The following is a 23,781-nucleotide window of genomic DNA, read 5'->3' as shown; positions in this document are numbered from 1 at the left end:
CCATGACCTCACACACCTACGACCTGATCGTGATCGGCGCCGGACCCGTCGGCGAGAACGTGGCCGACTACGCGCACAAGGCCGGGCTCAGCGTGGCCATCGTCGAAAGCGAACTGGTCGGCGGCGAGTGCTCCTACTGGGCCTGCATGCCGTCCAAGGCTCTGCTGCGCACGGGACAGGCCCTGCACGCCGCCGAGAAGGTGGGTGTGACGGGCACGCTCGACGTGGCCGCCGTGCTGAAACGCCGCGACTCGTTCACGAGCGAGTGGAACGACTCTGGCCAGGTCGATTGGCTGACGGGTGCGGGCATCGACCTCGTGCGTGGGCACGGGCGCCTCGCGGGTGAAAAGGTCGTCGAGGTGACCACCGAAAACGGCACGCGCACGCTGCACGCCACGCACGCCGTCGCCGTGTGCACCGGATCCGCCGCGCTGCTCCCCCACATCGACGGCCTCGCCGACGTGGCACCGTGGACGAGCCGCGAAGCCACGGCCGTCGAACAGATTCCCGCCCGCACCGTCATCATCGGGGGCGGCGTCGTCGCGGCCGAGATGGCCACGGCCTACCAGGCGCTCGGCTCTGCCGTCACCGTCATCGCGCGCTCGGGCCTCCTCGGCACCTACGAGCCCTTCGCCGGAGACCTCGTGGCCGCCGAGTTGCGTTCGCGCGGCGCGACCGTCGTGCACGGCTCACCCGCCTCCGTCTCGCGCGCCGAGAACGGCGAAGTGACCGTGACGCTCGACGACGGCGAACACGTCGTCGCCGACGAGATCATCGTGGCCACGGGCCGCACGCCCCGCACCGAAGACCTCGGGCTCGCGACCGTCGGCCTGAGCGACGGCGACTGGCTGAGCGTCGACGACACCATGCGCGTCACCGACGTCGAGGGTGGCTGGCTGTACGCCGCGGGCGACGTGAACCACCGCGCGCTGCTCACCCACCAGGGAAAGTACCAGGCGCGGGCCGCCGGCATGGTCATCGCGGCGCGTGCGCAGGGCGACGAGGCATCCAACCCCGTGCCGTGGAGCGATTACGTGGCGACGGCCGACCACCAGGCCGTTCCGCAGGTCGTGTTCACTGAGCCGGAGGTGGCGTCGGTCGGCCTGACCGCGAAGCAGGCCACCGACCGGGGGCTCGACATCCGCGTGGTCGACTACGCGCTCGGCAACGTCGCGGGAAGCGCGCTCCACGCCGACGGCTACGAGGGCCAAGCCCGCATGATCGTCGACGAGAGCCGCCAGGTCATCGTCGGCGTGACCTTCGCGGGGCCCGACGTGTCCGAGCTCATCCACTCGGCCACCATCGCGGTCGTCGGCGAAGTGCCGCTGTCGCGACTGTGGCACGCCGTGCCCTCCTACCCCACCATCAGCGAGATCTGGCTGCGGCTGCTCGAGACCTACCGGGCCGAGGCGTGAAAGGAACGCTCCTGAGCTCGCCCCTCTCCTGGCTCGGCTACCTCTACGCCACCCTCGTCGGGCTGGTCTGGGGGACGATCTGGAGCACCGGGCGCGTGCAGCGGAGGAACGGCCTCTTCGTGTTCACGGGCATGCCGAAGTGGACGTTCGGGCGCGGCGGCAGCTGCGTCGGAGCGTGTTACCTGACCGACCACAATGTGTCGGACGACGTGCTCGAACACGAAGCCGTGCATAAACAGCAGTGGAAGACCTACGGCATGTTGTTCCCGCTGTACTACGCGGCGAGCGGGCGTAATCCGTTGAAGAACCGGTTCGAGATCGAGGCCGGTTTGGAGAAGGGCGGCTATCTGCCGAAGAAGCGCGGGTAGCGGATGCGGGGGCCGAGCGTTCGCGGCGAGCGGTCGGCCACGCGGGCTCGCGCCGGGATGGACCCGCTAGCCGCGGGCCACTCCGGACAGGGCGCGCCGGTCGCTAGCCCGTGCGGCGCCACTGGCGGATGAGCAGGAAGCCGAGGAACAGGCCACCCATCCCCGCCGTGACGATGCCGACGGGCAGTTGCTGCGGCAACGGCGCCTGCTGCACGAGCAGATCCGCGGCCACGAGCAGGGCCGAACCCGTGAGGCCCGCGGCAAGGAGGCCCGCGCCCGCGTCGCGCGTGAGCGCCCGGGCGACATGCGGCGCCGTCAGGGCGATGAACGCGATGGGCCCGCAGACGCTCACGGCCGCCGCGGACAGCGCGATGGCGATGAGGACGATGAACACGCGCGTGGCCGACGACCTGGCGCCCACACCATCAGCGATGTCGTCGCCCAGCTCGACCAGGAGCGTGCGCGGCGCGAGCGCGAGGGCCAGACCCGTGAACACGATCACCGCGGCCCAGACGACGGCGGCATCGGACCAGTCCTTGGCCTCGAGGCTGCCGTTCAGCCATCCCGAGACCACGGTGGCCTGCTCCTGCTGAGCGCGACTCAGCACGAATTGCACGAACGCGAGCGATAGCGCCGAGACGCCGATGCCCGCCACGATGAGCCGCTGCGGGGCAGCGAAACCGCGGCCCGTCGACGCGTAGACGACGACCATGGCGGCGACGGCACCGATCAATGCTCCGACGGGCACGGGGATGACATTCGGCCACAACAGGCTGACCGAGACGGCGCCCGCCGATGCGCCGGCCGTCAGACCGATGACATCCGGGCTGCCCAGCGGATTGCGCGTGACGCGCTGGAAGATGCTGCCCGCCACCCCGAAGGCGAAACCGGCACCGACGGCGACCACGAGACGGGGGCCGCGGATAACACCGAGGATGAACTTTTCTTTGCCCGAGACGTCGCCGAGCAGAGCCGTCGGTAGGTCGGGAAGCGCGATGCCGAGGCGGCCGAGCGTCAGGGTGGCGACGCCCAGGATGACGGTGAAGACCACCAGCAGCAGCGAGACGACGAGCGGGCGCAGCCGGTAACGGAACGAGAGCCACGAGCCCACCCGGAACGTGCGCGCCGGCTGCCGAGACCCACTGCCCGCTGCGACGGCCGCGGCATCGACGCGCGTCATGCGCGGGCCCCCAGACGCCGCACGACGATGAACAACACGGGCGCTCCGATGAACGCCGTGATGACGCCCACCATGAGCTCGTCGGGGCGCGCAATGACCCGCCCCACGACATCGGCCGTGAGCACGAGGGCTGGCCCGAGCACCACACAGAACGGCAGCAGCCAGCGGTGATCACTGCCGATGAGCGCGCGCACGATATGCGGCACCGCCAAGCCCACGAAGCCGATCGGGCCGACACCCGCCGTCGAAGCGGCCGCGAGCAGCGTCGTGCCCGCTCCCCCGACCAGCCGCGTGACACCCGGGCGCGCGCCGAGAGCGACCGCCGAATCCTCGCCCAGCGCCAGGGCGTTGAGCGGCCCCACGAGGCTCAGGCAGAGCACCAGACCCACGACGATGAACGGCAGGATGCTCCAGAACGTGTCGAAGCCGCGGCCCGCGACCGAGCCGATCACCCAGAACCGGTAGGCGGCGAAGGCGTCGGGAAAGCTCAGCGAGATCGCCTGCACATACGCCGAGAACACGGCCGTGACGACGGCGCCCGCCAGCACCAGGCGGGCCGGTGAACCGTGCCCCCTGCCGTGGCCGATCGCATACACGATGACGACGGCGGCCACCGCGCCGGGCAGGGCCAGCCACACATTGCCCGCGGCCGAAACACCGAAGAACGCGATCGACGTGACGACCGTGGCGGCCGCGCCCGAGTTCACGCCGAGGAGTCCCGGGTCGCCCAGCGGGTTGCGCGTGATGCCCTGCATGACCGCGCCCGCGACCGCCAGGGCGGCTCCGACCACGACCGCCAGGAGCGTGCGCGGGACGCGCGACTCGACCACGGTGGCCGTGTAGTCGTCGGGCGGGCTGCCGACGAGTGCCGCCCAGACATCCCCCAGCGAGATCTCTTTCGAGCCGACCGAGAGGCTGACGAGCACCAGGAGCCCCAGCACCGCCACCGCGATCAGGAGCCCCGCCGCCCGAGCCCACGCACGACGGCGCCGCACGGCGACGGGAACATCGACGTGCGGCGCCTGCGCGCGGGTTGGGGGGACGGCGTGCATGCGGTGAGGCTACTCGCCGACCTTCGCGAGTGCCTCATCGATCTGCGGCAGGTACTTGTCGAGCGCCCACGGCACCGTCAACGGCGTCAGAGCCGAAACGGCCATGCCCAGCTGGCGGTCGAGCGAGACCATGTAGGAGCCGCGCTGCACGGCGGGGATCTGCGCGTAGAGCGGCTGCTGCTCGGTGGCCTTCTCCTCGTCCTCGTCGTTGAACCAGGTGATCAGCAGGTCGACGTTCTTGAGCATGTCGGCGTTCTCGAGGCCTACGACCGAGGTGAAGGTTCCCTGCGTGATGGGCTGCTCGGCGACCGTCTCGTCCATCTTCAGGCCGAGGGCCGACAGCATGTCGACGCGCGCAGAACCCTTCTGGTAGAACGACAGGGTTCCCGGGTCGCCACCCGCATAGACGTAAGCGAACGTGTGCTCGGCGTATTCGGGGTGGGATGCCGCGGCGTCGGCGAGGGTCGTGTCGATCTCGTCGACCAGATCCTTCGCCTCGTCGGTCTTGCCGAGCGCCTTGCCGATGATCTCGATCTGGGTGTCGTACGGGGTCTGCCACGCCTGGTCGGGGTAGGCGACCGTTGGGGCGAGCTGCGAGAGCACGTCGTACTGGTCGGCCGTCAGACCCGATTGCGGCGCCAGGATGAGGTCGGGGTCGGCCTCGACGATGCTGTCGACATCGATCTCGGGGTAGACGTCGAACGTGGCGGGCAACGTGTCGCCGTTCTTCTCGACGGCCTCGCGGAACCAGGGCAGCAGGCCATCCTTGTCGCCCGCCCAGCGGTCGGCCTCGATGGCCACGGGGGTGGTTCCGAGCGAGTAGACCGTGTCGGCCGAACCCCAGCCGATCGTCACGACGCGCTCGGGCTTCTTCTCGATGACGGCCTCGCCGAGCGCCGAGTCGATGGTGACCGGGAAAGTGGCGTCGGATGACGATGACGAGCCCGTGCCGGTCGACGCCGAGGTCGAGCATCCGACGAGGCCGGCGAGACCGAGGCCCGCCGCGAGAGTGGCCGAGAGGGCGCGCAGCCCGAGACGGCGAGAGGAAGTTGGGGTCATGAGGGGGGTCTCCTGAACGTGGATGGTGCGGGGTGCTCGCGCGGCGCGGGCGAGCGGCGGGGATGAGGGTGGCTAGCGGGGAACGCGCCTGGCGGCGTCGGCGATCAGGTCGACGTATTCGTCGAGCACCCACGGCACCGACAGGGGCGTGATGATGCTCGCGGCGTTGACGAACTGCTTGTCGTAGGTGACGACATCCGAACCGCGCTTGACGGCGGGGATCTGCGCGTAGAGCGGCTGCGCCTCGATCGTGGCCTGCTCTTCGGCGTCCGAGAACCAGCTGAAGATGAGGTCGGTGTCATCGAACAGGTCGGCGTTCTCGAGGCCGAGGACGCTCGACGCGGTGCCGGCCGTGACCTCCTGCTGCGCGACGATCGGGTCGCTCTTCAGGCCCATAAGTTCGAGGATGGCGGCGCGCGGCTCGTTCGGCTGGAAGACGCCGAGCGTGCCCGGCTCGCCGGTGTAGAGGTAGGCGAACGTCAGGTCGGCGAACTCGGGGTGCTCCTCGCCGACCTTTCCGAGGGTCGAGCGGATGTCGTCGACGAGCCCCTCGGCATCCTTCTTCTGGCCGAGCGCCTCACCGATGATTTCGATCTGGTCATCCCAGGCGGTCGACCAGGCCTCGCCCGGATAAGCGACCGTGGGAGCCAACTGCGAGAGCACATCGAACTGGTCCTGCGTGATTCCCGACTGCGGCGCCAGGATGAGGTCGGGCTCGGCCTCGGCCACGGCGTCCATGTCGATCTCGGGCGTCACCGTGAACGTCGCGGGCAGTTCGTCGCCGCGCTTCTCGATGGCCTCGCGCACCCAGGCCTGCTGGGCGTCGGCGTCGCCGCCCCAGACCTGCTCCTCGACGGCCACCGGGGTGGTGCCGAGCGCGACGGCCGTGTCGGCCGAACCCTGACCGATTGTCACGATGCGCTTCGGCTTCGCGTCGATGACGGCTTCGCCGAGCGCCGAGTCGATCGTCACGGGGAAGGCTCCGTCGGCTGACGCGCCCGCGCTCGACGCGGGTTCGGCCGAGGACGAGCACCCCGCGAGGAGCGCTGTCGCGGTGAGGGTGGCAAGAGCCAGGGCGGGAAGGCGGCGGAGGCGGCGTGAGGTGGTCACGGGGTCCTTTCGAGAGGGCGGGTGGAACGGTGCCGGGGCACGACGAGGGGGCGCCCCGAGGTGGCGGCGCGGAGGGAAAATGTGGTTTGGGGCGGCGGCCGGGGCTAGATCTCGCTCTTGCCGATGCGCCAATAGCCCATGAAGGCAACCTGGCGACGGTCGATGCCGTTGGTCGTCACGATGTGGCGGCGCAGGGTCTTGATGGCGCCGGCCTCGCCCGCGAGCCAGGCGTAGAGGTCGTCGCGGCGCGGGGCCTGGGCGTCATTCTGGTCACCCGCTGCGGGGTCGGATGCCGCGTCGGATGCACTGTCGGCCGGCACGTCCCACAGCACGCCGTTGTCGGTCTCGCCCTCGTCGTCGGCCACGGCGCGAGTGAGAGCGGATGCATCGGCCACGGGTTCGCAGTCGAGGCAGAATTTGTCGACCCACGCGCCGACGGCCTCCACGAGGCGGGCGCCGTAGACGGCCGGGGCGGCGGCAGAAGCGGAAGCGGCAGAAGCGGCGGCGGCGGATTCAGCGTCGGCCCGCGGCAACCACGTCACGTCGACACCCTCGGGCGCCACGACGGGCAGCACATCGGCCGCGTCGGGAACCTCGATGAACACGCTGCCCGTCGCATCGTGAGGCAATGACTCGAGAATGGCGAGGATGGCCGGCGCCGCCGTCTCGTCCCCCGCGAGCAGCAGGCGGCGGCTGGCGCCGGGGTTCCAGGCGATGCCCGCCGCGCTGTCGGGGCTGAGTGCGTTGGGCCCGACGAGGATGGCCTCGTCGCCGGCCGTGGCGTTCGCGACCCACGAGGAGGCGGGACCGGAGTCGCCGTGCGAGACGAAGAGCACGTCGACCTCGCGTTCGGCGGGGCGGACGGCGCGCACGGTGTAGGTGCGGAACGGATTGCGTTGCTCATTGGGCAGCGCGCGCCAGGCATCCCACCAATCCCCGCCCTGCGGGAACGTGTCGAGGCCCGTCTCAGCGAGGGGCAGCACGACCTTGATGCGCTGGTCGAGGCAGTCCGTGCCGAAGTATTGCAGGTCGTCGGAGTGGAAAGTCACCCGGATGAAGTGCGGCGTGAGGCGGTCGACGCGTTTCACGCGGACGGTGAAGCAGCGGTAGGGCAGCACGGGCTCGGAGGCAGGGGCGGCGGTCGGGGCATCCGTCGTAGTAAGCACTACCTAAGTATGGCTTGCCTTACCTAAAGCCCGCAACGTGATCGGTCGAATCCCCGAGAGAATGCCGGAATATTCGCCAACCTCTGGTTGTATTCATAAGTATGGAATTAGGCGTCTACAGTTTTGGTGACATCCACCGCGATCCCGTTACGGGCGAACAGATCTCACCCCGTCAGCAGCTCGCGAACACGATCGAGCGCATCAAGCTCGCCGATGAACTCGGCCTGCACTGGTTCGGCATCGGCGAGCACCACCGCCCCGATTACGCCATCTCCTCCCCCGCGACCGTGCTCGCGGCCGCCGCGACCGTCACCTCGAAGATCCGCTTGGGCAGCGCCGTGACAGTGCTGTCGACCGAAGACCCCGTGCGGGTCTATCAGCAGTTCAGCACCATCGACCTGCTGTCGAACGGCCGCGCCGAGCTCACCGCCGGGCGAGGATCATTCATCGAGTCGTTCCCCCTCTTCGGTCAGAACCTCGAGGACTACGACGCGCTCTATGAAGAGAAGCTCGACCTTCTGCTGCGCATCAGCGCGCAGGAACGCGTCACGTGGCGCGGCAAGTTCCGCGCCGGACTGACGGATGCTCAGATTCTGCCCCGGCCCGACGGACACGACCTCGACATCTGGGTGGCGACGGGCGGAAACCCGGAGTCCAGCATCCGTGCCGGCGTTCTCGGCCTGCCCATCAACTACGCCGTCATCGGCGGCTACCCCGAGCGTTTCGCTCCGCTCGTGGACCTCTACCGCCGCGCCGCGACCGAGGCCGGCCACGACGCCAGCGCCCTGAAGGTCGCCATCTCGGGCCCCGGCTTCATCGCCCCGACCAGCCAAGAGGCGCGCGACACATTCTTCCCCTACTGGATCGACAGCATGTCGCGCATCTCGGCCGAGCGCGGATTCGCCACCCCCGACCGCGCCTCGTTCGACGCGCAGGCCGCACCCCGCGGCGCCATCTTCGCCGGCAGCCCCAACGAGGTCGCCGACCGCATGATCGCGCTGCACCAGCACCTCGACTACGACCGCCACGCGCTGCAGATGGACTGGTCGGGTGTGCCGCAGCCGCTCATGATGCGCTCGATCGAACTCTTCGCGACCGAGGTTCTGCCGCAGGTCGACAAGGAGCTGGGCGCGAGCCCGCGCGGCTAAGAGCGCCAACGCTGACGTCGGTGGCGGCTGAGCAATCGGCTGCCGCCGGCGGCACGTCATGGTGAGCGGGTGATCGCGCGCGGGAGCACCGACACAGCAACAATCGCCACAGCGAGCGCAGAGGCATACGCCGCCCGCGCGGATTCAGCCGCCGGGCGAGCCCTAGGCGCGCGCTGCGCCGTGAATGTGATCGGGCAGGATGTCGAGCCCCACGGTCAGGTGCCGATACGTCTCGGCCACCCCGCGCTGGTCCCCGCCCAGCCAGATGTGCGCCGATTCGGGATCGTCGCACAGCATCTCGCTCGCCCACGCGCGCGCGGCGCGGGAAACGGCCTCGCCTCGGGCGCAGGCCCGGCCAGAACCGACCGACCCGCGGCGCGTCGAACGCGCCAACCAGGTGACGGTCATGCGCGGGGGCGCCGACAGCTCGAAGACATCCGCCTCTGAGGCGACCTCGACGAAGATGCGGCCCGTTGCACACAGCGGAAGCGTTGCGGCGAGCGCCTGAACCTCGGCCAGAACCGTCTCGTCGCCCGCGAGCAGATACTGCACACGCGTGCGGTGACGGCCGCCGTGAGCCCCGTGACCGAGGTGCGCGAAAGAGCCGCTGTCGGCGTGCTCGGGGAGGACGGAATCGTTCGTCATAACGCTCTCAGTATAGGCATGCCTTACCTATCTTGAGAACTTCTCGGGGCGTTCGTTCAGGCGCGCTCGAGCAGGACGTGGGCGAGGTCATCCAGCTCGGCGTCGGTCAACCCGTTGTCGGTCAAGAACGCGCGCACGCTGCCGTGCTGACGCACCACGAGGTCGATCGTCTCTTCGAGCACATGAGCGGGCGAGCCCCACACGAGTTCGTCGATCGTGGTCGAATCGGGCACGTGCAGCGCCTTCAGCCGCGCGATGATGGGTGCCATGAGCGAATCGGGCAGGTTCTGCTGGGTCATGGCGTAATCGGCGACGACTTCTTGGCGATCGACCCCGACCGCGAGCAGCGCGAATGCGACGACGAGCCCCGTGCGATCCTTGCCGGCCGTGCAGTGCACGAGCACGGCGCCCCCGTCCTCGCCCGATGACGCGATCACGCGGATGGCGCGCACGATGGCATCCGCATTCTCGGTGACGACCGTCTCATAGAGCCGAGCCAGCGTAATGTCCGAGGCCAGGAACGACGACGCCGACCCGCTGAAGATGGGCGATTCGACGACGCGCACGGGCAGCCCCTCGAGCAGGCTGGGGTTGTGGCGCCGCTCCTCGTCGTCGCGCAGGTCGATGACGGTGCGGATGTCGCGCTGCCGCAGGTCGTCGCGCGCCTCGTCGGTCAGGCGGTTCAGGGCATCCGACCGGTAGAGCTTGCCCCACTTCGTGGTCGACGATCCCGCGTGATAGCCACCCACCTCGCGGAAGTTGTACGTGCCGGGCAGGGGGTAGTGGCGCGGGGTGCTCATATCCCTATCTTGTCCCGACGCGTCTGGAGATGTCACGAGAAGTCACGATCTGGCCGACTGACTCGTGCGCCCGCCCCCGATGGCAGAGACTAGAAGCATGACTCTCGATCACAGCGACGTCGACGGCCCGGACGAATTCCGGTTCCTCGCCGGCGAACTCGAGCACCGCGGCATCCTGAACACCCCCGACCATGTGCCGTTGCCCGGGCGGCGCGACAGCGTGGTCGACCCGGATGGCCGCGCCATCTCGTATCTGCAGTGGGGCGACGGCGGCCCCGAGTTCACGTTCCTGCACGGCGCAGGCCTCAACGCCCACACCTGGGATGCCACCGTTCAGGCGCTCGGCCGCAACGCCCTGGCCGTCGACCTGCCTGGTCACGGTGATTCGGCGTGGCGCGACGACGCCGACTACTCCCCTGCCACCAACGCCCGGTCTCTGCGCCCGCTGTTCGACGAAGTCGTGGATGGCCCGGGGCCCCAGGTGCTCGTCGGCCAATCGCTCGGCGGCCTGACCGCTGCGGTGATCGCGGCCGAGGATGCGGCATCCGCCGATGCGCTCGTCATCGTCGACATCACCCCGGGGTTGCACGAATCGGGTGCGCAGTCGGTGCGCGACTTCTTGCAGGCGCCCGAGCCTTTCCGCTCGCGCGACGAGATCGTCGACCGTGCCATCGCGTTCGGCATCGGCACCGACCGCCGGGCCCTCGAACGCGGCGTCTGGCTCAACACGCGCGAGCAGCCCGACGGCTCCATCATCTTCAAACACCACCTCGCCAACCTGGGCGACCGAGTGCCCCTCACGTTCGAGCTGGCGAGCGTCTGGGCTTCGTTCGAGCGGCTCGACATCCCCGTGCTGCTCGTACGCGCCTCGCACGGTTTCCTCGACGACGCCCTCGAACGGGAATTCCTCGACCGCGTGCCCGGTTCACGTTCGGTACGGATCGAGGCGGGGCACAACGTGCAGGAGTTCGCTCCCGTGCAACTCGCCGAAGCGATCCGCGATTTCGTCGACGAGTCCGCGCCGATTCCGGGTCAGGTCCCGGCATCCGGTACGCTCTCTTGACGCCGCGCATTCCGCGCCGGCGATCACGTGCCCGGGCAAGGTTCTCCCTCCCCGCAGCGCGCTGAAACCGGCAACGCCGCCGCCAGCGACATCGAGTCCGAAAGTCACGCACCCGCACCACCGGTCGGGCCCCGTCGACCAGGACAGCACCTTTCATCTCCGCCCCACTGCCGCCGCCCCGCCAGGGCCTCGGCCGGGCGGGCGGGATGACCGACACTTGCACTGCAGAAGCATCCCGAAAGGATCGACATGCGTTCCCCCCGAATTCTCGCCGCAGCCGGCACCGTCGCCGCCGCAGCCCTCGTCCTCACCGCCTGCACGCCGGACGGAGGCTCGTCCGAGTCGGGCAGCCCCGACGCCGACGCCACGGTCAACGTGGGTCTGGTGCTCGAACCGACCGACCTCGACATCCGCACCACCGACGGCATCGCGCTCGACCAGGTGCTCATCGACAACGTCTACGAGGGTCTCGTCTCGCGCACGGCCTCGGGCGACATCGTCGACACCATCGCAAAATCGCACGAGGTTTCTGAAGACGGCCTCACCTACACGTTCGACCTCAACGACGGCGTCACCTTCCAGAACGGCGACGAGGTCACGGCCGAGGATGTCGTCTGGTCGATCTCGCAGGTCAAGGACGACGAGGGGATGCAGGGCCACACCGATCTGGCCAACGTGACGTCGATCACGGCCACCGACGACGACACCGTCACGCTCGCGCTCTCGGCCCCCGACTCGAACCTGCTGTGGAACCTCGCGGGCCGCGCGGGCCTGGTGCTCGACGAGGCCGCCACCAACGACCTGTCCACGACCGCCGTCGGCACGGGCCCCTACACGCTGAAGAGCTGGAAGCAGGGCGACAGCCTGACGCTCGAGCGCAACGACGACTACTGGGGCGAGAAGGCCCGGGTGAAGAGCGTCGTGTTCCGCTACATCACCGACGCCAACGCGGGCATCAACGCCATGCTGGCGGGCGACCTCGACGTGCAGACGGCCGTCGACGCCAACCTCGCCACACAGTTCGACGGCAACGCCGACATCGAGATCGCGCGCGGCAAGACCACCGACAAATACACGCTGGCCTTCAACAACAAGGTCGCCCCGCTGAACGATGTGCGCGTGCGCCAGGCCATCCGCATGGCCATCGACCACGCCGCCGTCGTCAAGGCCGTCGGCGGCGCGGCCGTCGAACAGGGCGGGCCCATCCCCGAACTCGACCCGGGCTACGAAGACCTGACGGATGTCGCACCCTACGACCCGACCAAGGCCAAGGAACTGCTCGCCGCCGCCGGCCAGTCGAACCTCAGCCTCGACCTCACCATCCCGTCCTTCTACGGCACGAGCGTGGCCACGCTGCTCGTCTCGGAGCTCGAGAAGGTCGGCATCACGCTCAACGTCAAGAGCGTCGAGTTCGCCACCTGGCTGAACGACGTCTACACCAACAAGGACTTCCAGTTGAGCTACGTCGACCACGCCGAATCGCGTGACTTCGGCAACTGGGCCAACCCCGACTACTACTTCGGCTTCGACAACGCCGACGTGCAGCGCCTCTACCAGGAGTCGGTCGCTGCGGCCGATCCCGAGACCGCCGCCGCCAAGCTGAAGGAAGCCGCGCGCATCGTCAGCGAGCAGGCCGGCGCCGACTGGCTCTACAACGCCGTGACGCTCACGGCCGTGCGCACGGGCGTCACCGGGTTCCCGACCGACTCGACCTCCACGCGTCTCGACCTCGGCGAACTAGCCGTCCAGGAGTGATGCGCTTCGTCCTGACGAGGCTGCTGCTCCTCGTCGTCGGGCTCCTGGTGGCCAGCGCCCTGATCTTCTTCACCCTGCGCATTCTGCCGGGTGACGTCGCTCAGGTGATCGCGGGAACGCAGTCGACGCCCGAGCAGGTGGCCGCGATTCGGCTGTCTCTCGGGCTCGACCGCCCCATCCTGGTGCAATACGGCGACTGGCTCGGCGGGCTTCTGCGGGGCGACCTCGGTTCATCGCTCATCACGTCGTCGTCGGTGGCCGACGAGCTGGCCGAGAAGGCGCAGGTCACCGTGCCGCTCGCCGTCTTCTCGCTCGTCATCGCACTGCTGTTCAGCGTTCCCCTCGGCATCCTCGCGGCCGTTCGCCGGCGCCGGATCTCGGGCACGGTGGTGAGCTTCGTGTCGCAGGGCCTCGCCGCCGTGCCCGCCGTCTGGGCCGGGCTCGTCCTCATCGCGGTCTTCGCGGTGTGGCTCGGCTGGTTGCCCCCGCAGGGCTTCCCCCTCGACGGATGGCAGGAGCCCGGGCGCGCGATCCAATCCCTCGTCCTGCCGTCCCTCACGATCGGCATCATCGAGGGTGCCGTGCTGTTGCGCTTCATCCGTTCGGCCGCCGTCGAGGCGAGCGGCGAGGACTATGTGCGCACGGCCGCGGCGACAGGCATGACGCGCACCAGGGCCCTCATCACGCAGGGCATGCCCAACGTGGCGCTCTCGGTGGTTTCGGTGCTCGGCCTGCAGGTCGCGGGGCTCATCGTGGGCGCCATCATCATCGAACAGCTCTTCAGCCTGCCGGGCATCGGGCGCATGCTCGTGGCCGACGTGGGCAATCGCGACCTCACCAAGGTGCAGGGCGAACTGCTGGCGCTGACGGCCATCGTGCTCGTCATCGGCACGCTCGTCGACATCGTGCACCGGCTGCTCGACCCCCGACAGCGGGAGACCGCATGACCATCATCCAGACCGGCGCCCCCACGCCCGACCCGCGCCGCGTGCGACAGCTCGCACGCCGCTCGGCCGCCGCCGGCAGGCCGTCCCGCCGCCGCACGTGGTGGCGGGCGCTGCTCGCGACACCGTCGGGGCTCTACGGCGTCGTCGCCGTGGTCGTGCTCGTCGTGGCCGCGGGCGTCTCGCTCGTCTACACGCCCTACGATCCGGGTGCCGCGAACCCGTACGACCAGTGGTTCGGGCCTTCTCTCACGCACCTCATGGGCACCGACAACGTGGGGCGCGACATCTTCAGCGTGCTGCTCGCCGGCAGCCGCACGACCGTGCAGGTGGCCGCGGGCTCGGCGCTCATCGCGGCCGTCGTGGGCGTGGCGCTGGCGGCTCTCGGCTCGCTGACGGCGCGCTGGGTGCGCGAGGGCATCGCCGTGCTCATCGACATCCTCATCGCTTTTCCGACCATCCTCGTGGCCCTCATGCTCGCGAGCGTCTTCGGCGGCTCGCTCGGCGTCGTCATCGTGGCCGTCGGCGTGAGCTTCGGTGTGAACATCGCCCGGGTGTCGCGCGGCGAGATCCGGCGCATCGCCCGCAGCGAATACGTGCTGGCCGCCACGGCATCCGGTCTCGGTCGCGGGCGGGTGCTCACGCGCCACCTGCTGCCCAACATCGCGCCCGTCTTCATCGTGCAATTGTCGTGGTCGATGGCGCTGGCCGTGCTCGCCGAGGCCGGGCTCTCCTACCTCGGCTACGGGGCGCCCGCGTCGACGCCCAGCTGGGGCCGCCTGCTCGCCGAACTGCAGCCCTACATCGGCGTGCACCCGCTCGCCGTGCTGTGGCCGGGCCTCGTCATCACGCTCACCGTGCTGGGCTTCAACCTGCTGGGCGACGGGCTGCGCGACGCCACCGACCCGCGCGTGCGCCAGGGAGGAAACCGATGAATCCCACACCGCCGAATCCCGCTGGGTCGAATCCCGCTGGGTCGAATCCCGCTGGGCGAGGCCTCGCTGCGTCGAGTTTGACCGTCTCGAACCTGACGATCGAAGTGGGCGGCCGCGTGGTCGTGGACGACGTCTCGTTCCACGTCGACGGAGGCGAACGCTTCGGCCTGATCGGCGAGTCCGGTTCGGGCAAGTCGCTCACGGCGCTCGCACTGCTGGGGCTCTTGCCCGAGGGAGCACGCGTGTCGGGCAGCATCCGCCTGGGTGACACCGAGATCGTCGGGCTCTCCGAACGGGAACTCGCGCGCATCCGCGGCCGCCGCCTCGGCATCGTCTTCCAGGAACCCCGCACGGCCCTCAACCCCATCCGCACGGTCGGCAGCCAGATCATGACGCCCATCCGACGACACACGGATGCCTCGAAGCGCGACGCCCGGAGGCGCGCCATCGAGCTCGCCACCCTCGTGCGCCTGCCGGAGCCCGACCGCATCGTCGACCGCTACCCGCACCAGCTCTCGGGTGGACAGCGTCAGCGCGTCGCCATCGCCATCGCGCTGGCGGCCGACCCCGACGTGCTCATCGCCGATGAGCCGACGACGGCGCTCGACGTGACGATCCAGGCCGAGATCCTCGACCTCTTCGCGCGCATCCAGCGGGAGCGCGGCATGTCGCTGCTGTTCATCACGCACGACCTGGCGGTGTTGCAGCGCACGGTCGATCGCGCCTCGGTGCTGGCCGAGGGGCGCGTGGTCGAGGAGGCGTCGATCGAGACGCTGCTGCACGATCCGGCATCCCCGGTGACGCGCGCGCTGCTCGAGGCCGCACGGGCGACGACGTGGACGGCGGGGGCCACAACGGATCACGACGACGACAACAACAACGACTACAACCGAGCGAAAGACGAGGGAGCACTGTGAGCCGCGACGACGCTGTGACCGGCCACGACGCCCTCGATCGCGAGACGGACACGCCGATCCGCACGCCCCTTCTGAGCGCGCGCGGGTTGTCGCGGCGGTTCGTGTCGCCGCGCGAGAACCTTTTTCAGCCGGGGCGTGTGACCGATGCGCTGAAACCCGTCGACCTCGACGTCTTCGAGGGCGATACGCTCGCGGTCATCGGGGAGTCCGGCTCGGGCAAGTCGACGCTCGTGCGCCTGCTCCTCGCGCTCGATGCGCCGAGCAGCGGCACCGTGACCTTCGACGGCCGTGCGGTCGAACCTGGTCCGGCCGCGAAGCTGCGCTGGTTGCGCCGCGAGACCGGCATCATCTTCCAAGACCCGTATGCGTCGCTCGACCCGCGCATGAGCGTCGGACGCATCGTCGCCGAACCGCTCACGGGCCTCGGCATCCGCACGGAGGGCGGCCATCGTCGACGCGTCGTCGAGGTGCTCGAGGCCGTCGGTCTCGACGCCGCAGCGGCCTCGCGGTATCCGCACGAGTTCTCGGGCGGTCAGCGTCAGCGCATCGCCCTGGCCCGGGCCATCGTGCACGGGCCGCGCCTGCTCGTCGGTGACGAACCGCTGTCGGCGCTCGACGTCACCGTGCGCGCCCGCATCCTCGACCTGCTCGCCGAGCTGCGCGCGTCGCTCGGGCTCACGCTCGTCATCGTGTCGCACGACATCGGGGTGATCCAGCACCTCAGCAACCGCGTGGCCGTCATGACCGAGGGCGCGATCGTGGAGCAAGGACCCACCGCGCGCGTGCTCGGGCGGCCCGAGCATCCCTATACGCGCCGCCTGCTGAGCGCCGTGCCGACGCTCGACGCCTGACGAATGACGCCGCGCGCGGCTTCGAGGCCGGGCGGCACGCCGACGAACCCGGCGCCGCCAGGCGCCTGACCCCGCGACACGCGCGCGTCAGCGGGAAGCGGCGAGCGCCGGCATCCGGTTCTGCCAGCGGAGCTTGCGCTCGAGCTGCGTGCCGATCGAGATAAGCGCGGCCTCGCCACCGGGGCGACCGATGAGCTGCACGCCCATGGGTTGGCCGTCATCCGTCACCGCGACGGGCAGCGTGATGGCGGGCAGACCCGAGGCATTCACGAACGAGGTGTGCGGGGCATAGAGCACCTGCTGCTCGAAGTTGCGGGCCGGGTCGGTCTGGTCGTGCCAACCGTTCGGCCGCGGTGTGAGCGCGAGGCTGGGGCTCAGCACGGCGTCGAAGCGGGCGAACTGGCGGATGACGCTGCGCTCGAAGCGGCCGAGCACCGACAGGACCTGCGACAGCTCGCGGGCCCCGATCTGCCGGCCGGCGCGCAGCAACTCCTGCGTGATGGGCTCGAGCAGGCCGATGCGGTCGCCGTCGACGGGCAGCGTGGCGGCCGAGACGCGCCACACGGTGCGGAAGGCATCCGGATAGACGTTGCCGTGGTCGAGCGTGACCTCCTCGATGCCGTGACCGAACGTGGCCAGCAACTCGACGGCCTGAGCGACGGCGGCACGGGCCTCTGGCGCGACGACGATGTCGTAGGCGTCATCCCACGGCGTGTTCGTGAGCAGCCCGATGTTGAAGCGACCCTCACCCCGGATCGCGACCCCGAGCAGATCGCCGTCGTCGTCGTCGGGCGCACGCAGGGCGAAGGGATGCGGGATGCGCCCGTTCTCGCGGCCGATCATGGCGTCGAGCAGCATGGCGGCATCGCGCACGCTGCGGGCGATGGGACCCTTGACGGCGAGCCCGGCCAGCGAATCGATGCCCGAGCCCGACGGCACGAGGCCGCGCGACGGTTTGATGCCGACGAGCCCTGTCGCGGCGGCGGGGATGCGGATGGAGCCGCCACCGTCGCTCGCGGGCGCGAACGGCAGCATGCGCGCCGCCACGGCCGCAGCCGCGCCGCCCGACGACCCGCCCGCGTTGGTCTCGAGGTCGTAGGGGTTGCGCGTCGGCTCGGCGAGCGCGTTCTCGGTGTAGCCGAACAGGCCGAACTCGGGCGTGTTCGTCTTGCCGAGGCTGATCGACCCGGCGTCGTCGAGCACGCGCACGATCTCGTCGGACGCCTGCGACACCACACCTTCGAAGGCTTTCGAGCCGAACGTGGTGACCGTGCCGGCGCGCTGCACCAGGTCTTTGTCGGCCAGCGGGATGCCCCAGAGCGGCGACGTCTGCGGCACCTCCTTCTCGACGAAGCGGGCCCGCTCGAGGGCGGCGTCGGCGTTGACCTGCAGGAAGGCGCCCACCTGAGGCTCGATGGCCTCGATGCGCTCGAGGAAGTGGCGGGTGACCTCGACGGGGCCGAGCTCGCCGCGCTGCAGCGACACCCAGAGTTCGACGGCTCCCAGATCGTGAATCTCGTACACGTTCCGAGCCTACTCGCCGCGCACGCCCGGCCCGGCGCGCTACTCTCGCCCCATGGCTTACGTCTTCGACCCCATGGGTACCACTGTTCTGATCACGGGCGCTTCGAGCGGCCTGGGGCGCGGTTTCGCCGCCGAGTTCGCACGCCGCGGCGCCGACCTCGTGCTCGTGGCGCGTCGGCGGGACAGGCTGCAGGCGCTGGCGGATGAGCTCGGCGAACGGTACGGCACGACATCCACCGTGATCGCGGCCGACCTCGCGGCCCCGGGCGGCGTGGACGAGGTCGTATCGGGGCTGGAGGGGCGCGGCATCCGCATCGCCAGTCTCGTCAACAACGCGGGGTATGGCGTGGCGGGCCCGTTCCTGCGCTCGTCGTCGAAGGATGCCACGGGCCAGATCGACCTGAACATCACGGCGCTCGTCAAGCTCACGCACGCGCTGCTGCCGCATCTCACGGCGCACGCCGCCACGAAACCCGGCACGGGCGTTCTGCTCACGGTGTCGAGTGTCGCCGGCCACGCCCCCGTGCCCGATTTCGCGATCTATGCCGCCACGAAGGCTTTCGTGCTGTCGTTCACCGAGGCGCTCGCGTTCGAACTCAAGGAGACGGGCGTGAAGGTGCTGGCGCTGTCCCCCGGCCCCACCGAGACCGACTTCTTCGCCGTGGCAGGCAATGACGACCAATCGTTCGGGCCGCGCGAGACGGTGGATCAGGTCATCCAGACGACTTTCCGGGCGCTCGATCGTGCGCGCACGCCCGCGAGTGTCGTGTCGGGGCTGCGCAACAAGGTGCAGGCTGTTGGCGCCGGGATCCTCCCCCGCGGGCTCGTGCTGGACGTCGCCGGACGCGTCTCGGGTCGCTGAGCGTTACTTCAGCGACTTCTGCATGAGCACGGTGCCGAGCCAGCGCTCGAACTTGAAGCCCACGCGTCCCATGCGCCCGATCTCGACGAAGCCGAACTTCTCGTGCAGGGCGATGGATGACTCGGCACCCTTGTCGGCGATCACGGCCAGCATCTCTTTGAGCCCCGCGGCCTTCGACCGTTCGATGAGCTCGCCGAGCAGCACGCGCCCGAGACCCTTACCCGTGGACGCCGCGCGCAGGTAGATCGAGTTCTCGACCGTGTAGCGGTAGGCGCGCTTCTCTTTCCACGGCGCCACGAGCGCATAGCCGAGGATCTGTTCGCTCGGCGAGACGGCCACTATGAACGGCATGCCGGCCTTGTGCAGGCGCTCGAACTTGGTCTTCCACTCTTTGAGGGTCATGGCGTCTTCGTCGAACGTGACGACGCTATTGGCGACGTAGTGGTTGTAGATCTCGCGCACGTCGGGCATGTCTTCGAGCCGCGCGTCGCGGATCTCATAGTCGAACGGCGGTTCTTCGCTGGGCTTCTTCCGCAGGTGGGGCGGGAGCCGGCGTCGGGGCTGGTATTCCTCTTCGAGCACGGCTCAAGTGTAAAGCGTCCAGTCGACCGGTTTCGCCCCGCGCCGCACCAGCACCTCGTTGGCGCGCGAGAACGGTTTCGACCCGAAGAATCCTCGCCTCGCCGACAGCGGGCTCGGGTGCGCGCTCTCGATCACGGGGGTGTCGCCGAGCAACGGCTTCAGCCCCTGAGCATCCTTGCCCCACAGAATCGCGACGAGCGGCTGGTCGCGCGCCACGAGCGTGCGGATGGCGTGATCGGTCACGGCCTCCCACCCCTTCCCGCGATGGGATGCCGCCTCCCCCGGTCGCACCGTCAGCACGCGGTTCAGCAGCATCACGCCGTTGTCGGTCCACGCGCTCAGGTCGCCGTGTTCGGGCGGCGTGACACCCAGATCATCCGCCAGCTCGCGATAGATGTTCTGCAGGCTGCGCGGCACGGGCCGCACATGCTTCTCCACCGCGAACGACAGGCCGATGGGATGCCCGGGCGTCGGGTAGGGATCTTGCCCCACGATCAGCACCCGCACGTCGCGAAGCGGCGCCCGAAAGGCCCGCAGCACGTTCTCGCCCGCGGGCAGATATCCGCGCCCCTCGGCCGTCTCCTGCCGCAGGAAGTCGCCCAGGCGGTGGATGTCGTCCTCGACGGGTTCAAGCGCTGTCGCCCACGCGGCATCCATCGACCCGTCGGCGGCCAGTTCGGCGAGTGAGTGTCTCATGCGGGAGCGGTCGATCAGCCCTCGGCGAGCGTGACGACGCGCACGCCGTTCTCGCTGCCGGAGATCTGCCAGACGCTGCCCGGGCCAACCACGCGCAGGGGGCCTTCGCCCACGACGAGCGCCGTGGCCTCATCGATCGCAAGCACACCCTCGACGAGCCCCGCCTCGGTGGCGGCGATGGCGCGCGCCACCGTTCCCCACTGCGCGGCGTGCACGTCGACGGTCACGTCGATGAGCCCGATGCCCTGCTGGATGGTGACATCGTCGAGTTCTTCGGAGGCGTCCTCGGGGCACACGGGCACCCCGCCGATCTGCCAGCCGCCGATGAGCGCGCGGTCGGCGGCGAGCGCCGCGCCCGCCGAGTAGCCGAGGTAGGGCAGACCGTCTGCCACCTGACGTCGAATCTCGCCCGTGACGGGTTCGAGGGCCACGGCGTAGGCGGGCGTGAGACCGCCCGCGACGATGAGCCCGTCGATGTCGACGAGGGCCGTCTGGTCGAGCGTTGCGCCCTCGCGCACGAGAGCGACGACGGGTTCGCAGGCGCCCGAACGCTCGAGCGTGCGTCGCCACGCGGCCGCGTCGTCGGTGCCGTTGCCGTCGTGCACGATGACGACGGCAATGCGCGGGATGAGGCGCTCGCCGTGCACGGCCCGCTCGGCGGCTTCGGCGATGAACGCCCCGTAGATGGCCGGTTCTGTGTCGGCCGGCATCGGCCCGCCCACGAGGTGAATACTCATCCCGTCAGCTTAGCGAGCCTGGGGGTCGCCCACCTCGACGGGAGGGAGCGCCGACCACGGGAACGTGATCCACTGCGACGTGCTCTTCCAGTAGTAGTCGGGCACGAGCACCGTGCCGGGCTTCGTGTAGAGCGTGACGGTTTTGACGCGGGCGCCCGAGGCTCCCACGAGCTCGCGCACGAGGGCGAGCGTGCGTCCCGAGTCCGAGACGTCGTCGACGAGCAGGATGTTCTTGTCGCGCAGCGAACCGCCGTCGAGCATGGGCGGGATGACGACGGGTTCGGGCAGGCGCTCGTCGACGCCCGTGTAGAACTCGACGTTGAGGGCGCCGCAGCTCTTGACACCGAGGGCGTAGGCGATCGACCCGCCGAGAAGCAGTCCACCGCGCGCGATGGCGACGACGATGTCAGGGGTAAAACCCGAGGAGAGCACGTCGTGCGCGAGCGTTCGCGTGGCATCTCCGAAGTCGTCCCACGTGAGGACTTCGCGCTCGGGGGTGTTCTCGGCGGCCGGAGGAGTCACATCGTTCGTCATCTTCTTAAGCTAGCGGCGTTTTGACCGCCGGTTGTAGCATCCGACAATGACGACGCCGCCCGCCCGCACACCACGCCTGCCACGGTCGATGGTGGGGGTCAGCGCATCCCTCATCGGCTGGTTCTTCTTCGTCGAGCTGACGAGCGGCATCCTGCAGGGCTACTACGTGCCGCTCATCAGCGATCTCGTGGCGCACCTCGGCATCGTCGACGCCGACTTCAACTGGTTCGAGGCCGCTCAACTGCTGTTGTCGGCGCTCGTCGTGCCCGTGCTCGCCAAACTCGGCGACATGATGGGCCACAAACGGATGCTGCTCATCGCGACCGTGCTCACGGCGGGTGCCACGTGGTGGCTGTGCTTCGCCAACGACTTCTGGTCCTTCCTCGCGGCCTGGGCGCTGCAGGGGTTCTACGTGGTGTGGCTGCCGCTCGAGATCGCCCTCATCTTCGAGCGGGGGCGGAAGAGCGGTCAGGCGGCATCCGACACGCGCCGTGCGGCCGGCCTGCTCGTCGTGGCGCTCGAGGCGGGGGCCATCCTGGGGGCTCTCGGCGCGGGCAGCATCTTCGCGGCGCTCAGCGAGAACGTCACGCTCGCGCTCATGGTGCCGGCCGTGGCCGTCACGGCCGTGTTCTTCGTGATCCTGTTCAAGGTGCCCGAATCCGAGCCGCTGCCCGGGCGCACGCTCGACCTCGTGGGCTTCGTGCTGCTGTCGCTGTCGCTGCTGCTCGTCACCTCGGGCCTCACGTTCCTGCGGCTGAACGGGCCCGAGACCTGGTGGGTGTGGGCCATCATCCTGGTCGGCGTGGCGGCGATCGTGCCGTTCGGTCGGTGGGAGCTGCGGCAGAAAGACCCGGCCATCGACCTGCGCGTGCTGCGCCAGCCGACCATGTGGCCCGTGCAACTGACCGCGGGTCTCGTGGGCATCAGCCTGCTGGGCGCGCAGGCGCCGCTCAGCACGTATGCAGGCACCGACCCCGTCAACGGCTACGGGCTCGGGTTGAGCGCGTCGCAGCGATCCATTCTGATCGGCGCCTATCTCCTGTCGATGATCGTGGGCGCCCTGCTGTTCCCGCTTGTGTCGAAACGCACGAGCCCGCGCATCGCGCTCATCGTCGCGGCATTCCTCGTGGCCGGCGGATATTTGTTGTTCCTGCCGTTCCATCTCGAGACGTGGCAGGTGTTCACCAATATGGCCATCGCGGGCCTCGGATCGGGCGCGCTCGTCGGCGCCATGCCCGCGGCGGCCGCGGCGGCGGCACCGCGCGGGCAGACCGGGGTGGCGTCGGCCCTCACGAACACAACCAAGACCATCGGCGGGTCGTTCGCGTCGGCCACGTTCGGCATCGTGCTGTTCGCGGGCGCGGCGGGCGCGGTCACGTCGACGGCGTCGAGTCTCGGCGGCTACCTCGTCGTGTGGTCGGTGTGCGGCGGCGGCGCGTTGGTGGCCGCCGTGCTGCTCTTCTTCGTGCCGAAGCTGGCGTTCAGCGACGAGGTGACGGCGGATGCGGCATCCGCCACGACGCCCGTCGCCTGAACGCTCGGGCCGGCCCGGGTTGGCGAGCTCAGCCCAGACCGGCCTAGTCGGCTAGGGCCAAGTCAGTGAGGGTCAGTCTTCGTCGGCTTGGCGCACGCGCAGCGCACCCTTGGACACCTTGTAGGGCGCGGCCTGGGCCACGGGCTTCACCGTGATGAGGTCGAGGTTGACGAACGGCGGCAGCTCGACGGCGTGCACGATCGTCTCGGCGATGTCGTCGGCGTACAGCGGGTCGGGCACCTCGGAGTAGACGGCGTCGGCCTTGGCCTGGTCGCCACCGAAGCGCACGAGCGAGAATTCTTCGGTGTGCACCATGCCGGGCGCCACCTCGATCACGCGCAGGGGCTCGCCGTTCAGCTCGAGCCGCAGCACCTCGAAGAGCGCGCGCTCGGCGAACTTGGCCGCGTTGTAGCCGCCGCCGCCCGCATAAGCCACATGTCCCGCGATCGACGTCACACCCACGATGGATGCCGAGCCACCCTCGGGAATTCCGCGGCGCAGGGCCGGCAGCAGCGCCGAGATGACGCGTTTCGTGCCGAGCACGTTGATGTCGTACATGCGCGCCCAGTCGTCGACGTCGCCGTCCTCCACCGAGTCGAGCCCGAAAGCCCCGCCCGCGTTGTTCACGAGAACATGGATGTCGCCGATCTCGGCCACGCGCTCGGCGAGGGCGTCGACATCCGCCTGCTTCGTCAGATCGGCCACCACCCAGTCGCAGCCCGTCTCGGCGGCGAGCGCCTCGAGCCGGTCGGCACGGCGGGCCACCCCGACGACCTCCCAGCCGCGCTCGCGGAACAACCGCACGGTCGCCGCCCCAATGCCCGAACTCGCACCCGTCACCACTGCACGTCTGGTCGTCGTCGTCATGCCCCCAGCGTATCGCCGCGGCACGCCGGTGCGCCGC

24 protein-coding genes are annotated in these 23,781 nt (G+C 69.6%); 11 read left to right on the top strand and 13 right to left on the bottom strand.

Annotation, left to right across the window (positions count from 1 at the left end; translation table 11 throughout):
• The first annotated feature begins 2 nt into the window (after positions 1–2).
• Complete coding sequence (locus ALI44B_RS15085) at positions 3–1,415, top strand: dihydrolipoyl dehydrogenase family protein (protein ID WP_077055360.1); 1,413 nt, start codon at positions 3–5, stop codon at positions 1,413–1,415.
• Positions 1,412–1,783 carry a Fe-S oxidoreductase gene (locus ALI44B_RS15080; protein ID WP_077055359.1) on the top strand — a complete coding sequence of 124 codons (372 nt, stop codon included), beginning with the start codon at positions 1,412–1,414 and terminating at the stop codon, positions 1,781–1,783. Before ALI44B_RS15085 ends, ALI44B_RS15080 begins: the two co-directional genes overlap by 4 nt.
• A gap of 103 nt (positions 1,784–1,886) precedes the next feature.
• Here ALI44B_RS15080 and ALI44B_RS15075 read toward each other — a convergent pair whose 3' ends face one another.
• The 5 genes from ALI44B_RS15075 to ALI44B_RS15055 all read right to left on the bottom strand — a co-directional run bounded on the left by ALI44B_RS15075 (position 1,887) and on the right by ALI44B_RS15055 (position 7,350).
• A complete protein-coding gene (locus ALI44B_RS15075) occupies positions 1,887–2,963 on the bottom strand; it encodes a FecCD family ABC transporter permease (protein WP_077055358.1) in 1,077 nt (358 codons plus the stop codon).
• Positions 2,960–4,015, bottom strand: a complete 1,056-nt coding sequence (locus ALI44B_RS15070; protein WP_083710099.1) for a FecCD family ABC transporter permease — start codon at positions 4,013–4,015, stop codon at positions 2,960–2,962. Before ALI44B_RS15070 ends, ALI44B_RS15075 begins: the two co-directional genes overlap by 4 nt.
• 9 nt (positions 4,016–4,024) lie before the next feature.
• Entirely contained in the window at positions 4,025–5,074 is a 1,050-nt protein-coding gene (locus ALI44B_RS15065; protein WP_077055357.1) for an iron-siderophore ABC transporter substrate-binding protein, read from the bottom strand.
• A gap of 72 nt (positions 5,075–5,146) precedes the next feature.
• Positions 5,147–6,184: an iron-siderophore ABC transporter substrate-binding protein gene (locus ALI44B_RS15060; protein ID WP_077055356.1), complete on the bottom strand. Its 1,038-nt coding sequence runs from the start codon at positions 6,182–6,184 to the stop codon at positions 5,147–5,149.
• Between the two features lie 104 nt (positions 6,185–6,288).
• Positions 6,289–7,350, bottom strand: a complete 1,062-nt coding sequence (locus ALI44B_RS15055; protein WP_179100285.1) for a siderophore-interacting protein — start codon at positions 7,348–7,350, stop codon at positions 6,289–6,291.
• Positions 7,351–7,451: 101 nt separating this feature from the next.
• Between ALI44B_RS15055 and ALI44B_RS15050 the strand changes: the two genes are divergently transcribed.
• Positions 7,452–8,498 carry an LLM class flavin-dependent oxidoreductase gene (locus ALI44B_RS15050; protein ID WP_077055354.1) on the top strand — a complete coding sequence of 349 codons (1,047 nt, stop codon included), beginning with the start codon at positions 7,452–7,454 and terminating at the stop codon, positions 8,496–8,498.
• A 162-nt stretch (positions 8,499–8,660) separates the two neighbouring features.
• Here the strand turns inward: ALI44B_RS15050 and ALI44B_RS15045 are convergent, their stop codons facing one another.
• Both ALI44B_RS15045 and ALI44B_RS15040 read right to left on the bottom strand, forming a co-directional pair.
• Positions 8,661–9,143: an SIP domain-containing protein gene (locus ALI44B_RS15045; RefSeq protein ID WP_077055353.1), complete on the bottom strand. Its 483-nt coding sequence runs from the start codon at positions 9,141–9,143 to the stop codon at positions 8,661–8,663.
• A 56-nt stretch (positions 9,144–9,199) separates the two neighbouring features.
• Positions 9,200–9,943, bottom strand: coding sequence for a tyrosine-protein phosphatase (locus tag ALI44B_RS15040; RefSeq protein ID WP_077055352.1), 744 nt, complete (start codon positions 9,941–9,943; stop codon positions 9,200–9,202).
• A gap of 97 nt (positions 9,944–10,040) precedes the next feature.
• Between ALI44B_RS15040 and ALI44B_RS15035 the strand changes: the two genes are divergently transcribed.
• The 6 genes from ALI44B_RS15035 to ALI44B_RS15010 all read left to right on the top strand — a co-directional run bounded on the left by ALI44B_RS15035 (position 10,041) and on the right by ALI44B_RS15010 (position 16,408).
• Entirely contained in the window at positions 10,041–11,006 is a 966-nt protein-coding gene (locus ALI44B_RS15035; RefSeq protein WP_077055351.1) for an alpha/beta fold hydrolase, read from the top strand.
• A gap of 249 nt (positions 11,007–11,255) precedes the next feature.
• Positions 11,256–12,761, top strand: coding sequence for an ABC transporter substrate-binding protein (locus ALI44B_RS15030; protein ID WP_077055350.1), 1,506 nt, complete (start codon positions 11,256–11,258; stop codon positions 12,759–12,761).
• On the top strand, positions 12,758–13,708 hold the full coding sequence (locus tag ALI44B_RS15025; RefSeq protein WP_077055349.1) for an ABC transporter permease: 951 nt from the start codon (positions 12,758–12,760) through the stop codon (positions 13,706–13,708). Before ALI44B_RS15030 ends, ALI44B_RS15025 begins: the two co-directional genes overlap by 4 nt.
• A complete protein-coding gene (locus ALI44B_RS15020) occupies positions 13,705–14,640 on the top strand; it encodes an ABC transporter permease (RefSeq protein WP_083710097.1) in 936 nt (311 codons plus the stop codon). The genes ALI44B_RS15025 and ALI44B_RS15020 overlap by 4 nt, the downstream gene beginning before the upstream one ends.
• Before the next feature lie 77 nt (positions 14,641–14,717).
• Positions 14,718–15,557 carry an ABC transporter ATP-binding protein gene (locus tag ALI44B_RS15015; RefSeq protein ID WP_077055348.1) on the top strand — a complete coding sequence of 280 codons (840 nt, stop codon included), beginning with the start codon at positions 14,718–14,720 and terminating at the stop codon, positions 15,555–15,557.
• A gap of 56 nt (positions 15,558–15,613) precedes the next feature.
• On the top strand, positions 15,614–16,408 hold the full coding sequence (locus tag ALI44B_RS15010) for an ATP-binding cassette domain-containing protein (protein ID WP_077055667.1): 795 nt from the start codon (positions 15,614–15,616) through the stop codon (positions 16,406–16,408).
• A gap of 87 nt (positions 16,409–16,495) precedes the next feature.
• On the opposite strand, the gene ALI44B_RS15005 is transcribed toward ALI44B_RS15010, so the two are convergent.
• A complete protein-coding gene (locus ALI44B_RS15005) occupies positions 16,496–17,932 on the bottom strand; it encodes an amidase (RefSeq protein ID WP_077055347.1) in 1,437 nt (478 codons plus the stop codon).
• A gap of 52 nt (positions 17,933–17,984) precedes the next feature.
• Here ALI44B_RS15005 and ALI44B_RS15000 point away from each other — a divergent pair, with 52 nt between their 5' ends.
• On the top strand, positions 17,985–18,794 hold the full coding sequence (locus ALI44B_RS15000; protein ID WP_077055346.1) for an SDR family NAD(P)-dependent oxidoreductase: 810 nt from the start codon (positions 17,985–17,987) through the stop codon (positions 18,792–18,794).
• Positions 18,795–18,797: 3 nt separating this feature from the next.
• Here the strand turns inward: ALI44B_RS15000 and ALI44B_RS14995 are convergent, their stop codons facing one another.
• Genes ALI44B_RS14995 through ALI44B_RS14980 form a run of 4 tightly spaced genes read right to left on the bottom strand, consistent with a single transcriptional unit; the run spans position 18,798 to position 21,343 of the window.
• Positions 18,798–19,376, bottom strand: coding sequence for a GNAT family N-acetyltransferase (locus ALI44B_RS14995; protein WP_077055345.1), 579 nt, complete (start codon positions 19,374–19,376; stop codon positions 18,798–18,800).
• A 3-nt stretch (positions 19,377–19,379) separates the two neighbouring features.
• Positions 19,380–20,072 carry a uracil-DNA glycosylase gene (locus ALI44B_RS14990; protein WP_077055344.1) on the bottom strand — a complete coding sequence of 231 codons (693 nt, stop codon included), beginning with the start codon at positions 20,070–20,072 and terminating at the stop codon, positions 19,380–19,382.
• Positions 20,073–20,086: 14 nt separating this feature from the next.
• Positions 20,087–20,809: a type 1 glutamine amidotransferase family protein gene (locus tag ALI44B_RS14985; RefSeq protein WP_077055343.1), complete on the bottom strand. Its 723-nt coding sequence runs from the start codon at positions 20,807–20,809 to the stop codon at positions 20,087–20,089.
• A 9-nt stretch (positions 20,810–20,818) separates the two neighbouring features.
• Entirely contained in the window at positions 20,819–21,343 is a 525-nt protein-coding gene (locus ALI44B_RS14980; RefSeq protein ID WP_077055342.1) for a phosphoribosyltransferase, read from the bottom strand.
• Positions 21,344–21,389: 46 nt separating this feature from the next.
• Here ALI44B_RS14980 and ALI44B_RS14975 point away from each other — a divergent pair, with 46 nt between their 5' ends.
• Positions 21,390–22,877, top strand: coding sequence for an MFS transporter (locus ALI44B_RS14975; protein WP_077055341.1), 1,488 nt, complete (start codon positions 21,390–21,392; stop codon positions 22,875–22,877).
• A 72-nt stretch (positions 22,878–22,949) separates the two neighbouring features.
• Here ALI44B_RS14975 and ALI44B_RS14970 read toward each other — a convergent pair whose 3' ends face one another.
• Entirely contained in the window at positions 22,950–23,744 is a 795-nt protein-coding gene (locus tag ALI44B_RS14970) for an SDR family NAD(P)-dependent oxidoreductase (RefSeq protein ID WP_077055340.1), read from the bottom strand.
• Positions 23,745–23,781 lie beyond the last annotated feature (37 nt).

This window comes from Leifsonia sp. ALI-44-B (assembly GCF_001984125.1).
GTDB lineage: Bacteria > Actinomycetota > Actinomycetes > Actinomycetales > Microbacteriaceae > Okibacterium.
This window is presented reverse-complemented; position numbering and strand designations above follow the sequence as displayed.

Excerpts from the sequence above, each read along its gene's own strand:
- ALI44B_RS15075 (WP_077055358.1), bottom strand. The coding sequence starts at position 2,963 with ATGACGCGCGTCGATGCCGCGGCCGTCGCAGCGGGCAGTGGGTCTCGG.
- ALI44B_RS15020 (WP_083710097.1), top strand. The coding sequence starts at position 13,705 with ATGACCATCATCCAGACCGGCGCCCCCACGCCCGACCCGCGCCGCGTG.
- ALI44B_RS14990 (WP_077055344.1), bottom strand. The coding sequence starts at position 20,072 with ATGAGACACTCACTCGCCGAACTGGCCGCCGACGGGTCGATGGATGCC.
- ALI44B_RS15030 (WP_077055350.1), top strand. The coding sequence starts at position 11,256 with ATGCGTTCCCCCCGAATTCTCGCCGCAGCCGGCACCGTCGCCGCCGCA.
- ALI44B_RS14970 (WP_077055340.1), bottom strand. The coding sequence starts at position 23,744 with ATGACGACGACGACCAGACGTGCAGTGGTGACGGGTGCGAGTTCGGGC.
- ALI44B_RS15085 (WP_077055360.1), top strand. The coding sequence starts at position 3 with ATGACCTCACACACCTACGACCTGATCGTGATCGGCGCCGGACCCGTC.
- ALI44B_RS15035 (WP_077055351.1), top strand. The coding sequence starts at position 10,041 with ATGACTCTCGATCACAGCGACGTCGACGGCCCGGACGAATTCCGGTTC.
- ALI44B_RS14980 (WP_077055342.1), bottom strand. The coding sequence starts at position 21,343 with ATGACGAACGATGTGACTCCTCCGGCCGCCGAGAACACCCCCGAGCGC.
- ALI44B_RS15045 (WP_077055353.1), bottom strand. The coding sequence starts at position 9,143 with ATGACGAACGATTCCGTCCTCCCCGAGCACGCCGACAGCGGCTCTTTC.
- ALI44B_RS15040 (WP_077055352.1), bottom strand. The coding sequence starts at position 9,943 with ATGAGCACCCCGCGCCACTACCCCCTGCCCGGCACGTACAACTTCCGC.
- ALI44B_RS15070 (WP_083710099.1), bottom strand. The coding sequence starts at position 4,015 with ATGCACGCCGTCCCCCCAACCCGCGCGCAGGCGCCGCACGTCGATGTT.
- ALI44B_RS14985 (WP_077055343.1), bottom strand. The coding sequence starts at position 20,809 with ATGAGTATTCACCTCGTGGGCGGGCCGATGCCGGCCGACACAGAACCG.
- ALI44B_RS15000 (WP_077055346.1), top strand. The coding sequence starts at position 17,985 with ATGGCTTACGTCTTCGACCCCATGGGTACCACTGTTCTGATCACGGGC.
- ALI44B_RS15065 (WP_077055357.1), bottom strand. The coding sequence starts at position 5,074 with ATGACCCCAACTTCCTCTCGCCGTCTCGGGCTGCGCGCCCTCTCGGCC.
- ALI44B_RS14975 (WP_077055341.1), top strand. The coding sequence starts at position 21,390 with ATGACGACGCCGCCCGCCCGCACACCACGCCTGCCACGGTCGATGGTG.
- ALI44B_RS15050 (WP_077055354.1), top strand. The coding sequence starts at position 7,452 with ATGGAATTAGGCGTCTACAGTTTTGGTGACATCCACCGCGATCCCGTT.